The organism is Algimonas porphyrae (genome assembly GCF_041429795.1).
GTDB classification, from domain to species: domain Bacteria; phylum Pseudomonadota; class Alphaproteobacteria; order Caulobacterales; family Maricaulaceae; genus Litorimonas; species Litorimonas porphyrae.
Genome location: NZ_CP163424.1, coordinates 1,597,884 through 1,610,352, shown reverse-complemented (window position 1 = coordinate 1,610,352; position 12,469 = coordinate 1,597,884). Strand labels below are relative to the sequence as shown.

The 12,469-nt window shown below is 59.9% G+C and carries 14 protein-coding genes and 1 tRNA gene; 5 read left to right on the top strand and 10 right to left on the bottom strand.

The window, feature by feature from the left end; genetic code table 11:
- Position 1 precedes the first annotated feature (1 nt).
- Positions 2–907 carry a diacylglycerol kinase family protein gene (locus AB6B39_RS07785; RefSeq protein WP_284369162.1) on the top strand — a complete coding sequence of 302 codons (906 nt, stop codon included), beginning with the start codon at positions 2–4 and terminating at the stop codon, positions 905–907.
- Positions 904–1,836, top strand: a complete 933-nt coding sequence (locus AB6B39_RS07780) for a hypothetical protein (protein WP_284369163.1) — start codon at positions 904–906, stop codon at positions 1,834–1,836. The genes AB6B39_RS07785 and AB6B39_RS07780 overlap by 4 nt, the downstream gene beginning before the upstream one ends.
- On the opposite strand, the gene spt is transcribed toward AB6B39_RS07780, so the two are convergent.
- The 3 genes from spt to AB6B39_RS07765 all read right to left on the bottom strand — a co-directional run bounded on the left by spt (position 1,837) and on the right by AB6B39_RS07765 (position 5,205).
- Positions 1,837–3,111 (bottom strand): serine palmitoyltransferase, encoded by a 1,275-nt coding sequence (gene spt, locus AB6B39_RS07775; RefSeq protein WP_284369164.1) that lies wholly within the window; start codon positions 3,109–3,111, stop codon positions 1,837–1,839.
- Positions 3,108–3,353, bottom strand: coding sequence for an acyl carrier protein (locus AB6B39_RS07770; protein WP_284369165.1), 246 nt, complete (start codon positions 3,351–3,353; stop codon positions 3,108–3,110). The genes spt and AB6B39_RS07770 overlap by 4 nt, the downstream gene beginning before the upstream one ends.
- A 109-nt stretch (positions 3,354–3,462) precedes the next feature.
- The gene (locus AB6B39_RS07765; protein WP_284369166.1) at positions 3,463–5,205 is read right to left on the bottom strand and encodes a fatty acyl-AMP ligase; all 1,743 of its coding nucleotides are present in this window, start codon (positions 5,203–5,205) and stop codon (positions 3,463–3,465) included.
- Positions 5,206–5,517: 312 nt separating this feature from the next.
- On the opposite strand from AB6B39_RS07765, the gene AB6B39_RS07760 reads away from it, so the two are divergent.
- Together AB6B39_RS07760 and AB6B39_RS07755 are read left to right on the top strand one after the other, a co-directional pair.
- Positions 5,518–5,592, top strand: a tRNA-Val gene (locus AB6B39_RS07760).
- A gap of 340 nt (positions 5,593–5,932) precedes the next feature.
- The gene (locus AB6B39_RS07755; RefSeq protein ID WP_284369167.1) at positions 5,933–7,312 is read left to right on the top strand and encodes a M24 family metallopeptidase; all 1,380 of its coding nucleotides are present in this window, start codon (positions 5,933–5,935) and stop codon (positions 7,310–7,312) included.
- Positions 7,313–7,663: 351 nt separating this feature from the next.
- Here AB6B39_RS07755 and AB6B39_RS07750 read toward each other — a convergent pair whose 3' ends face one another.
- Genes AB6B39_RS07750 through ruvA form a run of 6 tightly spaced genes read right to left on the bottom strand, consistent with a single transcriptional unit; the run spans position 7,664 to position 11,369 of the window.
- Positions 7,664–8,122: a GNAT family N-acetyltransferase gene (locus AB6B39_RS07750; protein WP_284369168.1), complete on the bottom strand. Its 459-nt coding sequence runs from the start codon at positions 8,120–8,122 to the stop codon at positions 7,664–7,666.
- Between the two features lie 54 nt (positions 8,123–8,176).
- A complete protein-coding gene (locus AB6B39_RS07745; RefSeq protein ID WP_284369169.1) occupies positions 8,177–8,512 on the bottom strand; it encodes a DUF3088 family protein in 336 nt (111 codons plus the stop codon).
- The gene (locus AB6B39_RS07740) at positions 8,509–9,180 is read right to left on the bottom strand and encodes a hypothetical protein (protein WP_284369170.1); all 672 of its coding nucleotides are present in this window, start codon (positions 9,178–9,180) and stop codon (positions 8,509–8,511) included. The genes AB6B39_RS07745 and AB6B39_RS07740 overlap by 4 nt, the downstream gene beginning before the upstream one ends.
- Positions 9,173–9,670, bottom strand: a complete 498-nt coding sequence (locus tag AB6B39_RS07735; RefSeq protein ID WP_284369171.1) for a YbgC/FadM family acyl-CoA thioesterase — start codon at positions 9,668–9,670, stop codon at positions 9,173–9,175. The genes AB6B39_RS07740 and AB6B39_RS07735 overlap by 8 nt, the downstream gene beginning before the upstream one ends.
- The gene (ruvB, locus tag AB6B39_RS07730) at positions 9,660–10,718 is read right to left on the bottom strand and encodes a Holliday junction branch migration DNA helicase RuvB (protein ID WP_348520126.1); all 1,059 of its coding nucleotides are present in this window, start codon (positions 10,716–10,718) and stop codon (positions 9,660–9,662) included. The genes AB6B39_RS07735 and ruvB overlap by 11 nt, the downstream gene beginning before the upstream one ends.
- On the bottom strand, positions 10,719–11,369 hold the full coding sequence (ruvA, locus tag AB6B39_RS07725; RefSeq protein WP_284369173.1) for a Holliday junction branch migration protein RuvA: 651 nt from the start codon (positions 11,367–11,369) through the stop codon (positions 10,719–10,721).
- Positions 11,370–11,673: 304 nt separating this feature from the next.
- Between ruvA and AB6B39_RS07720 the strand changes: the two genes are divergently transcribed.
- The gene (locus AB6B39_RS07720) at positions 11,674–11,910 is read left to right on the top strand and encodes a hypothetical protein (protein ID WP_284369174.1); all 237 of its coding nucleotides are present in this window, start codon (positions 11,674–11,676) and stop codon (positions 11,908–11,910) included.
- Between the two features lie 10 nt (positions 11,911–11,920).
- Here the strand turns inward: AB6B39_RS07720 and ruvC are convergent, their stop codons facing one another.
- Positions 11,921–12,400 carry a crossover junction endodeoxyribonuclease RuvC gene (gene ruvC / locus AB6B39_RS07715; RefSeq protein WP_284369175.1) on the bottom strand — a complete coding sequence of 160 codons (480 nt, stop codon included), beginning with the start codon at positions 12,398–12,400 and terminating at the stop codon, positions 11,921–11,923.
- Between the last annotated feature and the right edge of the window lie 69 nt (positions 12,401–12,469).

Here is a 12,469-nt window from a genome sequence, read left to right as displayed (position 1 = left end):
CATGACGGCCTCTCTGTTCATCAATCCGCATTCCGAACGCGTCGGCAAGAAAGGATCGCGCATCGCGACCTATGCGACCGAGCATGATGCGCGCGTATTCGATCTGGCCCTGTTCGAAACCTTGCCCAGCCAGGTCGAAGCGGCGCTGGAGACATCGGACCTTATCGTCATCGAAGGCGGCGACGGCACGGTTCAATCGGTGATGAGCGAGGTCATGCGACAATCGGGTGAAGACAGAGCCCTGCCCGACTTCGCCATTGCATCGGGCGGCATGACTAACCAGATCGCCAAGATTATCGGCATGAAGCGTGTGGGCCGGTCCGGCCTGAAATCGATCCATCAGGACCCGAACGCGCTGGAAACGCGCTTGCTCAAACTGTCCTGCGACGGGGCACCCGATCAATATGGCTTTCTGTTTTCAACCGGGGCTCTGCCCATGGTCACGGATTATGCGAAGAACGAGCTGCATACGCGCGGTATTGGCGGATCGGCTGCCGTCGTCGGCGGTCTGGTCAAGGCGGTCACGGCGGAGCGCGACAGCGTCATGCGCGAAACAGACTGCACGCTGCGCATCAACGGAGAAACCCTCGCCGGGCGGCATCTCGGAACCGTCGCGACCACACTGCCTTCCATTACGATGGGACTGGATCCGTTCTGGGGCGACGAGGTCGGCGATCTGCGTCTGACCTATGTCCAAGGCGGCTGTTCCAAGCTTTATCGCCACATTGCGGAAATCTGGGTTGGCTTCAAGGATAAGGACCGGCGTCCGGACGGCTTCCACAGCTGGAATGCGCAGGATGCCGAGTTCGATTATTCCGGCCCCGTCATGCTGGACGGAGAGCCGATACATGTACCGTCCAACCAATTTCGTCTGAGCGCCAGTCGCCCGATCATTATTCGGCGATGAATACCGATTCCGTCGACGCAACCGATGACGCATTGCTCAAGCTGATCCGCGCCGAACAGCTTGATCCACCGGAGCGGGTTCACGCCGTCATGGCGGCGATCCGGGATCGCCATCCTGACCGCGTTCTGGGCTTCGTCTATTATGGGTCGTCCCTGCGCGATCTGGACGATGCAGAGAAGATGCTGGATTTCTACGTGCTAGTGGATAGCTACCGTGCCACGCATGGATGGGGATGGCGCGCGCTGACGAACCGCCTGATCCCGCCCGCCGTCTACTATCTGGAGCAGGAACGGGACGGCGTTCTCTCGACCTGCAAATATTCCATCATCACACTGCGCGAGTTCGAACGCCGATGCGCCCACGCTTTTCTCAGTCAGCTCTGGGGTCGGTTCAGCCAGCCCTGCGCCCTGCTCGGCACATCGGACCCATCCATCGCCGACCGGATCGCCACCGCCAGGGCCGCAGCCGTACGAAAACTGGCAAGCGAAACCGCGCCATTATTCGATGCCCCTGCCACATCGCCCGAATTCTGGGGTCGCGCCTTTTATGAGAGCTACCGCACGGAACTACGCCCCGAAAGCGACGATGGCCGTGCCCGCGAAATCGTCGCGCGTTACCAGGACCGTTACGACAGCGTCAGTGCAACGCTGTTCGACAGGCACGGAACGGACCAGTTTGCGGTTCAGACCTACCCCGGTCACGGCTCGGCATGGCGTTGGTTTCTGCGCCGCCTGATCGGTCGGCCCGTTGCCGCTCTGCGCGTCATCAATAGTGCCGCCACATTCGATGGCGGTCTCGACTATGTATTGCGCAAGGTGGAACGCCATAGCGGCGTAAAATTGGAGGTCACGGAGGCGCAGCGCCGCCATCCGGTCCTCTGGAGCCCCGTCCTAGGCTGGAAGCTGTGGCGGCGGGGCGCGTTCGGCTAGTTAGGCTGAGGCCTGCAAACGGCGCATCATCTCGCCCATGATCTCAGCACTATTGTCCTGCAACGCCTTGAAGCGGCTGAGGATCGCATTGACGTCCTCTTCCGTATGGGCGGCGGAAACGGAAATACGCAGCAGGCACGAGCTTTGCGGCGTACCGGGCGGAACCGCCAGATTGACGTAGACGCCTTCCTTCAGCAACCAGTTCCATTCCATCGCGGCCTGCGCCTCGTTCGGGCGACGCACTGCGATGACGGGGCTGGCGGGAGCACAGAGGTCAAAGCCCATCTCCGCCAGTCCGGCATGCAGTTGCGCGGCGCGGGCGGTGATATTGTGGCGCAGCTCGGGCCGCGTCTTGATCGCGTCGAGCGCAGCCTGCGCGGCGCAGATATTGGCCGGAGCCGCCGACGCGGTGAACATGTAAGGCCGCATCACCTTGCGCAATAGCTCGAATTCCGGATGCCGGGACGCGCAAAAGCCGCCGACACTGGCCAAGCTCTTCGAAAAAGTGCCGCTATAGAAGTCGATCTTGTCGAGACAGCCCTGCGCTTCGGCGATACCGCAGCCAGTCGGACCGAACACGCCGTAACTATGGGCTTCATCGACATAGAGATAGGCACCGTGCCGTTCGCAGACCTCTGCGAATTCGGCAATCGGGGCAATATCGCCAAACATGGAATAGAGGCCTTCGATCACGACGAGAGCATGGCCCCCATCGGTGATCGCCTGTCGCGACAGACGACGGTCGAGATTTTCCGGATCATTGTGGCGGAACCGGACGGTCGTCTTGTTGGTCGCCAGACGCGTCCCGTCAATGATGCAGGCATGCGCGTCGGCATCGATGAAAATGACATCGTTCGGCCCCGCCAGCCCCGCCATGGCGGCGAGATTGGTGACATAGCCCGTCGTGAAGACAATGCAGGACGGTTTACCCAGATGCGCCGCGAGATCCCGTTCCAGCTGTTCATGCTCGACATAGGTGCCATTGGCGATCCGCGAGCCCGTCGTACCGGTCCCGTGCCGGTCGATCGCGTCCTTGGCGGCCTCGCGGGCTGCCTCATCATAGGTCAGGCCGAGATAGTTGTTGGTTCCGGCGAGGATAATTTCGCGATTGCCGATGCGTCCGCGGGTCGGCCCCATAATATCGTCGAACGTCATGTCGAACGGATCGACACCGACTTTTTCCAGCACGCTGGCGCGCTGTTTCAGCGGATCATATTTGCTGAAGATCGACAGGCCGGACCCGGTCTCTGCGTCTGTTCCCCCTGCCCCGCTCATTGCTGCAGCAGATCCTGAATGGCATTCACCAGTTCGCCAACCGTCTTGACGTCACTGATCACCTCCATCGGCACGGAGATGTCATAATGGTCTTCCAGCTCCATGATCAGATCGAACACAGCCGTGGAATCCACCTCCAGATCCGACATGATGCCGGAGGTTCGCAATATGGGTTTATTCTTGACGTTATACGGCTTGAGCAGCTCGCAGATCTTGTCGAAGATTTGCTGGTCAGTCGGCATGCAGGCCTCTTGGCTATCATCCGGTGAATTACCTACCGGGCGGCAGAAACCGCGCCGTTACCAAGCGGGACGCCTAGCGTCCAGCCATCCCGTCATCAAACAGAGGTTGTCAGGCTTGGACCGCACGCAGAGGTGTCGGGGCCTGAAGGTCGATAATGCCGCCATCGAGGAATTTCTGTTTCACGCGCGCGCGTGACAGCTTGCCCGATGAGGTGATGATCATGGTCGATTTCGGCACGAGCATCAGCTGAACCGGCACGCCGACTTCCAGCCGGATCGCGGCGGACACAGCCGCTTCGATTTCTGCCAGCAATTTCGGATCGCGTGTGCGGCATTCCAGCAGCAGCATGATGGTTTTCTGATCGCCTGCCCCGCCGACGGAGAAGGAACAGGCCCGGCCACAGCGATGCGGCGCCGCGGCCTGTGCCGCCCATTCGATATCCTGAGGCCAGATATTGCGGCCATGATAGAGGATCAGATCCTTATATCGCCCCGTCACGATCAGCTGTCCGTCATGCCAGTAGCCAAGATCGCCCGTATCGAGCCATCCATCCTTGGAAAAAGCGGCTTCCGTCGCCTGGCTGTTGCGGAAATAACCCGGTGAAAGAGATGGGCCCTTCAGACAGATGCGGCCGACATGATCTTCGCCCAGCACTTGATTGTCCGCGTCGCGAATTTCAATGTCATGGCCGGGCAGCTTGACGCCGCAGGCTACGAAGGTGCGCGTATCTTCACCCGGCGTCACATCGGTTGCAGCAACCGCTTCGGACGTCCGCTCATAGCGGCGCATGTCGATCGTGTGCTTGACCAGACCCTGGCCAAGGGGGGCAAATGTCGCCGCCAGCGTGGTCTCGGCCATGCCATAAGAAGGCGTAAAGGCGGATTCGGCAAAGCCCATCGGGCCGAACAGTTTGGCAAATTCGGTCAGCGGTTCGGGACGAACCATGTCGCCGCCGATCCCGGCAGCGCGCCAGCTCGACAGATCGAGCTCCCTGTCCCCGCGCCAGCGCCGGACGCAGAGCTCGTAACCGAAGGTTGGCGAGTAGGACAGCGTCCCCCCATTATCCGCAATCAGCTGCAGCCAGGTGATCGGACGGCGGGTGAAATCGGTCGGATTCATGAAATCGACCGACATTTGCGACATGAGCGGGGAAATCACGCAGCCGATCAGGCCCATATCGTGATAGAGCGGCAGCCACGATGCGCAGCGGTCCAGTTCCGTGACCTTCAGCCCGTATTTCGTGATTCCGTGACAATTGGCCGAGACCGACGCCTGTGTGCCCAGGATTCCCTTGGGCGAAGATGTCGAACCAGACGAATACTGAATGTAGCAAAGGTCGTCGGCACCGAATGGGCGGAGCGCATCGCCCTGTGGCAGGGCGAAGACCTCTTCGAACGTCAAAACGGGTGTCGCCGTATCATTCAGAGCCGAACTCATGATCGGTTCCATGGCCGCCGGCGCGAACAGGGCGAAGAAATCGCCTGTATCAGCCATCCGCTCCAGCTGACGCTCATAGGAAGAGCGTCCGCCAAGCGTGACGGGCAGCGGTAGAGGCGCCGGCACAAGGCCTGCATACTGGCAGGCGAAGAACAGGACGGCGAATTCAGGAGTCGACACAGCTGCCAGACCGATGCGGGAATCCTTCGGCGCGAACCTGACCAGACGTTTCGCGACATCGATCGCCTGCGTTCGCAGCTCGGCATAGCTCAGCGCAGTTTCAAGGCGAGCGCGCCCATCGAAATAGTTGAAACCCGTCGTCCCACCCGCAGCATAGTCCAGCGCCTCGGTGAGAGTCGCGAAATCGCCATGTCGTAGGGGGATTGTGCGAGCTGTCGGTGTCGGCTCGGTCATAAACTTCTCTTCTGATGACTCGCGTCTTCTCAGTGTAACGGCACTGGGATTTATGGGTGGGTTCGCGACGTATGTCTCCCGTTCCAGCCTCATTCTCCCCGTCGGCCGTTCCCGGGGGGTTATCACATCCGCGATGCGTCGATTTTCACGTCGTCTTTCCGTTTGTAACAGTCCTGTAACAAAAATCGACCGTTTCCCTTAATAAAGTGTCACGACGCTGTCGACTCCGTGTTGAGGTGATGAGTGGCTTGATTTCTCTGAACCCAGCGTTAATAGCCCGCGCTCGGGAAACCGGTCAGAGAATAGGTTTTCGGGCGATTAGCTCAGCGGGAGAGCACTGCCTTCACACGGCAGGGGTCGCTGGTTCAATCCCAGCATCGCCCACCATTTCCATAATGCGTTATAATCATTCAGTTTTTCACTTTCTCAAAAGTGAAGCCCTTGTCCGACGTTTATTAATGCTTTGTATTCATTGATTATTTTAGCTCAATCTCGGGTTAGGTGTCGTCCCCAGTCATAATGACATGAACGTCCTAAAAGGCCCAAACCACGGCGCTCAAGAGCGGATACAATCGCGATTTTGACGATAGTGGCGACGAAAAACCGGCGGAAGAAGACGCATCCCTAAAACCAAACGTCCTAAACTCAACTCGACACAGTCGTTAGCCCGGCCACTGTCGCATTCCTAAATTCTTGATACAGCGTTTCGCCAGCGGTACGGACGGACATGATCAAAATATTCTTGAATGCCCTCGTCAGCGGACTCGCGGTCGCAAGTGTATCCGCGCCGATAGCGTTTTCACAAACCGCGCCAGCGTCCCAAAACGTCAACCAAGGTCGCTTTGTCGCCGGCGAGCGCGCGATCCTCTCGGCTCAAGACCGTATCGCGCCTGAAAATGCGATGACGAAAGACCGGTTGGAAACTTTGCTGCCGGCGCTCATGGACGAGACCAATATCGATATGTGGCTCGTGCTGAACCGCGAATATGCGGAAGACCCCGTCTATTTCACCCTCGTTCCGCAACCCGCCTTTGCGGCGCGCCGAACAACCATGTTGGTCTTTCACAAACATGAAGACGGGTTCGACATGATGACGGTCAACCGGTACCCACTGGGTGATCCTTACGAGGCAGCCTGGGAAGGCGGTGACCTGGACGCGCAATGGGCTGCGCTGGGCGCTCTGATCGCCGAGAAGGACCCACAACGGATCGGGATCAATGTATCCAAGGACTGGCCAGTGGCCGATGGTCTGACCCATGGTTTGCATGAGCGGCTTGAGTCCGTCCTGTCTGACGATCTTAAGGCCCGCCTTGTCAGTGCCGAAGATCTTGTCGTTCGCTGGGTCGAAACGCGTCGTAAGGACGAAATAGACGTCTATGGCCATGCCGTGGCATTGGCACGCTCGGTTATTTCAGAAGCGTTTTCCGCTCAGGTGATCACGCCGGGCGTGACTACAACGGACGATGTCGCCTGGTATCTGCATCAGCGGTTTGAGGATTTGAACCTCGCCCCCTGGTTCCACCCTTATGTGAATATTCAACGTCCCGGCCTGTCCTGTGAAGAGGATCAGCCTTTTTGTGGGGAAGACGGAATCATCCGACGCGGCGACGTCATTCATACCGATGTTGGAATCTGCTATCTGAAACTCTGCACGGACACCCAGGAAATGGGTTATGTTCTGAAGATCGGAGCAGCAGAAGAACCAGACGGACTTAAAGCCGCCATGGCGGTCGGAAATCGCTGGCAGGATCATCTGACGGGGTCTTTCCAACTGGGTCGGACTGGTAATGATGTCCTCGCCGCAACACGCGCCAAGTGTAAGGCTGAACAGATGATCTGTTCCACCTACACGCACCCGCTCGGCTTTTTTGGCCACGCCCCTGGCCCCACAATTGGCATGTGGGACAATCAAGGCCCCACCCCCGTCCGAGGGGACTGGCCCGTCAACGCCAACACCTGTTATGCGATTGAAGGCAATGTCAAAGTCCCCGTCCCCGAATGGGGTGGCCAGCTCGTCCAGATCAAGCTCGAACAGGATGCATGTTTTGACGGCGAACGGGTGGACTACCTCGCCGGACGCCAGTCTCGCTGGCATATTATTGAGTAGAGCTTGGACTTTTGGGCCTGCAAAACATCTTCAAGTCTCCATAGGTGAGATATAGACCATGACCGCCGACCCTGCCGCCCAGCAGAGCGGGGTCGGGAAAAGCATTCTTGACGATCGCTTTTGATCGAATGCCTGAAAAAACACTGAGGATGGCATTCGTTGAGGCGGAAAACCATCGTCACAAGCCGACACGACTGAGTTATGAGGCAGTAGGCTGCGAGCGCTACCCCGTCGCAAGAGACTTCATAGCACCCTCATCGCTGAGTGTACGAAACTCGCCCCATTTAGGACGTTGAGAAGCCCTCCCATCATCCTTGTAACTCAATAGCAAAATCTACGGATGCCTCGCCCTCACCGCTCGATCCTGTATTTCATACCGATATGGCTGGCTTCGAATCCCAGCCGTTCGTAAAATCGGTGTGCGTCCGGGCGTGTTTTGTCAGTCGTCAGTTGAACCAGATGACACCCCGCTTCGCGTGCTTCCGCGATCGCATATTCGAAAATCTGCGTGCCCAGTCCGGTTCCTCTGTAATCGGTCCGGACCCGCACTCCTTCGATCAAGGCTCGCTTCGCCCCTTTGCGGGCAATCCCAGCTATACAGGTGAGTTGCAGACAGGCACAAACCGCGCCCTCCCCGTCGACCGCGACGATCAAGCGGTTCCCGCTCTGCTGCGTCAATTCATGAAAGGCGGACATGTAATCCGGTGGCAGGGGATCCGTGAGGGTTTCCCGCTCCGCGCCGAGGACATCGTCGGCCAGAAGGCTGACGACCGCATACAGATCCGCTTCGACGGCATCCCTGAAAATCATCGCCGCTCCCATTCATGACCCCGCCTGGCTGTGTTTCCGGTGACACTTCAGCGACTAGCGCGGGACCGCCGTACCGTAGAGCGCCGCCCAGTACCGCCCCATATCCCGCGCATTGTCGATATAGCGCGCCTCATCAACCCGCTTCACGCCGGGACCCTCAGGACTTTCAGCGGCCAGCACCAAGGTCGGGCAATTCCAGTTTCCCTCACCAAGCCGTGCGACCAGTTGTTTACGCGGATGCGCAACGCCCTCATAGTTGACGTCCAACGTGGCCTTTATAGCAGGATAGTAGGCGAGCAGACCCCAGAGTTCAGCACATTCGGGGCAATATTGACGCTCACCGCGATCAGCAAACCCCGGCGGCAACAAGAATAGCTGATCGCGGCTCATGTTTCTTCATAGTCCAGGCTTTGAATGATGAAGGGTTGCAAGTCGGGAAACAGCGTTTCGAGCTGTTCAAACGGCATGAAGTGGAAGTCGACCTTGCTTTTGTAGCTACGCCCGAATGTGCCGATCATTTCGATGACGCCGTGGATGATGCCGTCTTCGATTTTCGGACGCCAGAGTTCGCCGCCATACATGCCGAACAGGAAACAATGAATGCCGGACACCATTTCACCGGGCTGCAATAGAGGCTGCCCACCCAGCCCGTCCTTGCGGTCACGCAGAACGGGCAAAGTCGCCGTACCGGCATTGGAAACCGGGATGACGGGCGGCGGCACGTCGAAAAGCGGTGACCGTGCAGGTTTCAGATTGCGCATGCGGATGCAGAGTTCGGTTGAGACGACGGATGTCGGGCGTCGTCCGATATTGGATCGCGCGAGATTGCCCACCAGAATATACCGTCTGATCTCCGGGTTGCCGGCGGGGTCTTTCAGTTCCGACCACCAGACCCAGTTATCATCCTGAACTGGTGCGATCTTCAAATCCGGGCGATCGGAGAGATTGTTCTGCAGCACCGAGAACCCGTTGACGAGACTGAGTATGGCCACAGCCGCCAGCAAAAAGGGTTGCCAGTCAATGGCCGCGATTGATCCGATCAAATACATGCTATCCATCCGTTTTTGCGCCTGATGATGTGTCCGAGAGGTAGGGTTTGAGAGCGTCCATCATGAAAGCGGGGGCCCGCCGGGGGCGTCCGCTCAGATCGATGCAGGCCGCTTCGCTATCCGCTGTCAGAATGATCTGGCCGTCGCGTTCGATGCGCTGCGTCACGAACAGGCGCGCGCCCTTGAACGTGTCATAGGTCGTCACGACAGACAGCACATCATCGATCCTGGCGCTGCTGCGATAATCCAGATTGATCTTGCGAATGACGAAAGCGAGCGGCGGATCGCGTTCCAGCAATTCCGCATGACCGATCCCAGCCAGCCGGAAATAGCTGCTGCGGGCGCGCTCCAGAAAGCGCAGATAGTTGGCGTAATAGACGACTCCGGAGAAGTCGGTGTCTTCATAGAAAACGCGGATCGGGAAATGATGTTCGCGCCCGTCGAAATAGCCCAGCGGCGGGCGATCACGCTCCGGAATGGCGGCGTCTTCAGTCCGCATCGACGCCTCCCGGATCCGCATCGCTGTCGAACAGATCGCCGGTCGGAACCGTAGCGGGCGCAGGCAGTCCGATATGGGCATAGGCGCGTGGTGTCGCGACACGGCCACGCGGCGTTCGCATCAGAAAGCCCTGCTGGATCAGATAGGGCTCGACCACATCTTCCAGTGCATCGCGCGCTTCGGCCAGAGCCGCGCCCAGCGTTTCGACCCCAACGGGTCCACCGCCGAACATCTCGCACAAGGCCTGCAGATAGCGCTTATCCTGCGTGTCGAGTCCCAGATGATCGACACCGAGCCGGGTCAGGGCCGCGTCCGCCCCTACGGCGTCCACGACCAGCAGTCCGTCATGCTCCGTCAGATCGCGAACACGGCGCAGCAATCGGCCAGCCACACGCGGGGTTCCGCGGGCACGCCCGGCAATTTCTGCGGCTCCGTCCGGCGTCATGTCCAAACCGAGCTTTCCGGCTGCCCGCGAAACGATGTCAGTCAGATCGGCCTTGGAATAGAATTCCAGCCGCACAGGAATGCCGAACCGGTCGCGCAGCGGCGTTGCGAGCAACCCGGCCCGAGTTGTCGCGCCGATCAGGGTGAAGGGCGCCAGATCGATCTTGATCGACCGCGCCGCCGGACCTTCGCCGATGATCAGATCGAGCTCGTAATCTTCCATCGCCGGATAGAGCACCTCCTCGACAACCGGGTTCAGCCGATGGATTTCGTCGATGAAGAGCACGTCGTTCGGCTCGAGATTGGTCAGCAGCGCGGCCAGGTCGCCGGCCTTGCTGATGATCGGGCCAGATGTGGCGCGGAAATTCACCCCCAATTCGCGCGCAACGATCTGTGACAGCGTCGTCTTGCCAAGCCCGGGTGGGCCCGAAAGCAGCAGATGATCGAGCGGTTCGCGGCGACGGCGGGCCGCTTCGACATAGACTTTCAGATTGGCGATGGCGGCCTGCTGTCCGCGGAAGTCGGCAAAGCTCAGCGGACGCAGCGCGCGGTCGCGCACATCGCCGGGCTGCGTGTCGGAGGAAGTCAAACGCGACGCCTCCACCTAGCTGCCTACGGCCTTGAGGGCCGCACGGACCAGATCGTCGAGCGCCGGATCGCTGTCGAACTGGCTGTAAGCGGCGGCGACGGCGCGAAGCGCGTCGCTCTGTCCGATCCCGAGATTGGACAGCGCACTAACCGCATCATTGCGCAGGCGCATATCCGACAGGCCTTCATTGCGGGTCGCCCCGTCCACCACATCGGCAGTCGGCGCTGTAAAGGCGCTGGTAAAGCCGCGACCGACGGGCGGCGGCTTGCCGGAGAGTTCTGTTGCGATCCGCGCTGCGAGCTTCGGCCCGACCCCTGATGCACGTGCAAAGGCCGCCTTGTCTTCCAGCGCGGCCGCGCTCATCACATCGCCGGGCGTGAGAATATCTAGAATGGCGAGCGCCGCCTTGGGTCCCACGCCTTGCACGGCCTGCAGCCGCTCGAACCAGGCGCGTTCTTCTTCGGTGGTGAAACCGAACAGGGTGATGGATTGCTCGCGCACATGGGTTTCAACATGCAGGCGCACGGGCGCGCCTTCGCGCATGTCGCGCAGCGCCCGGACCCCACAGCGCAGCAGATAGCCGACACCGCCGCAATCGATGATGGCTTCGCCCCCACTCGCTGTCTGTCCTGCCATCAGACAGGTTCCGGAAATCATGCCGATCATGCGGAGCCTCCTGCACCGCCACCCTTATGGAGCGATTCGTCGCCTCCACCAGCCCGGCGGCCCCGCCCGAGCGGCGTTTTTAGCAAAGGATTAACCCTGTTTCGACTAAGGGTCGGCAAGGAGTTTCGCCATCGAAAACGTACGCTCATCATTCCTGACACACAGCCTGTCTCTGGCCCTGCTTGGCGCTGGCCTGCTGTCGGCCTGCGCGCAGACGCCCTCGCCGCGCTACGGGTTTGATCACGCCTGCGCGCCGCAGGCCTGCCAAGCCCCTGCCTACCCGACAGCCGCCTCGCGCTACAGCATGCCGCAAAGCACGGTCTGCTGCGCGCCGCCCCCCGTCGTCTATGTCGACCGGGTCAAGACCGTGACCGTCGAAAAGCCGGTCGAGAAGATCGTGGAAGTCGAAAAGATCGTCCATGTGGACAAGATCGTCGAGGTCGAAAAACCTGTCTATGTCGAAGTCCCGGCGCAGCCGACTGTCTGCTGCACCTATCCGGAACCGCCCGCGCCGATCCCACATCAGCCGATCCGAAAATAGCGCGGAAAACCTAGCCCGCGTGATTGGCATGCGTGATGGCAATGGCCAGTGCGTCGGCCGCATCTCCCGCGCTCACATTGGCTCCGGGCAATAGCAGGTTCATCATATGGGCGACCTGCGCCTTATCCGCCGCGCCCGTCCCGACGACCGATTTCTTGACCAGCCGCGCCGCATATTCGCCGACGATCAGTCCGGACTGCGTTGCCGCGAGAATGCAGGCCGCCCGCGCCTGTCCAAGCTTCAGCGCGCTCATCGCATTATCCTTCATAAAGGCCTCTTCGACCCCGGCTTCGCTCGGCCTGAACTCGTCGATGGCGGCTTGGCAGGCGACGAACAGGAAGGAGAGCCGGCTTGCGAGCGGCTCCTTGCGCGGCGGGCGGATCACACCATGCGCCACATGACGCGTCTTGTTGCCCACCACATCGATCACACCCCAGCCGCACGCGACCAGCGACGGGTCAAATCCGATAATGCGGCGCGTCGTGGTCATTAGCGGCTTTCAATCTGACATAAGCCCGGCACAGGCCCGTTCTCCCCGATTTCCCCACTACTCATAAGC

Bases quoted from the DNA above. Each gene is read 5' to 3' on its own strand.
- AB6B39_RS07785 (WP_284369162.1), top strand. From the start codon at position 2: ATGACGGCCTCTCTGTTCATCAATCCGCATTCCGAACGCGTCGGCAAG.
- AB6B39_RS07780 (WP_284369163.1), top strand. From the start codon at position 904: ATGAATACCGATTCCGTCGACGCAACCGATGACGCATTGCTCAAGCTG.
- spt (WP_284369164.1), bottom strand. From the start codon at position 3,111: ATGAGCGGGGCAGGGGGAACAGACGCAGAGACCGGGTCCGGCCTGTCG.
- AB6B39_RS07770 (WP_284369165.1), bottom strand. From the start codon at position 3,353: ATGCCGACTGACCAGCAAATCTTCGACAAGATCTGCGAGCTGCTCAAG.
- AB6B39_RS07765 (WP_284369166.1), bottom strand. From the start codon at position 5,205: ATGACCGAGCCGACACCGACAGCTCGCACAATCCCCCTACGACATGGC.
- AB6B39_RS07755 (WP_284369167.1), top strand. From the start codon at position 5,933: ATGATCAAAATATTCTTGAATGCCCTCGTCAGCGGACTCGCGGTCGCA.
- AB6B39_RS07750 (WP_284369168.1), bottom strand. From the start codon at position 8,122: ATGATTTTCAGGGATGCCGTCGAAGCGGATCTGTATGCGGTCGTCAGC.
- AB6B39_RS07745 (WP_284369169.1), bottom strand. From the start codon at position 8,512: ATGAGCCGCGATCAGCTATTCTTGTTGCCGCCGGGGTTTGCTGATCGC.
- AB6B39_RS07740 (WP_284369170.1), bottom strand. From the start codon at position 9,180: ATGGATAGCATGTATTTGATCGGATCAATCGCGGCCATTGACTGGCAA.
- AB6B39_RS07735 (WP_284369171.1), bottom strand. From the start codon at position 9,670: ATGCGGACTGAAGACGCCGCCATTCCGGAGCGTGATCGCCCGCCGCTG.
- ruvA (WP_284369173.1), bottom strand. From the start codon at position 11,369: ATGATCGGCATGATTTCCGGAACCTGTCTGATGGCAGGACAGACAGCG.
- AB6B39_RS07720 (WP_284369174.1), top strand. From the start codon at position 11,674: ATGCCGCAAAGCACGGTCTGCTGCGCGCCGCCCCCCGTCGTCTATGTC.
- ruvC (WP_284369175.1), bottom strand. From the start codon at position 12,400: ATGACCACGACGCGCCGCATTATCGGATTTGACCCGTCGCTGGTCGCG.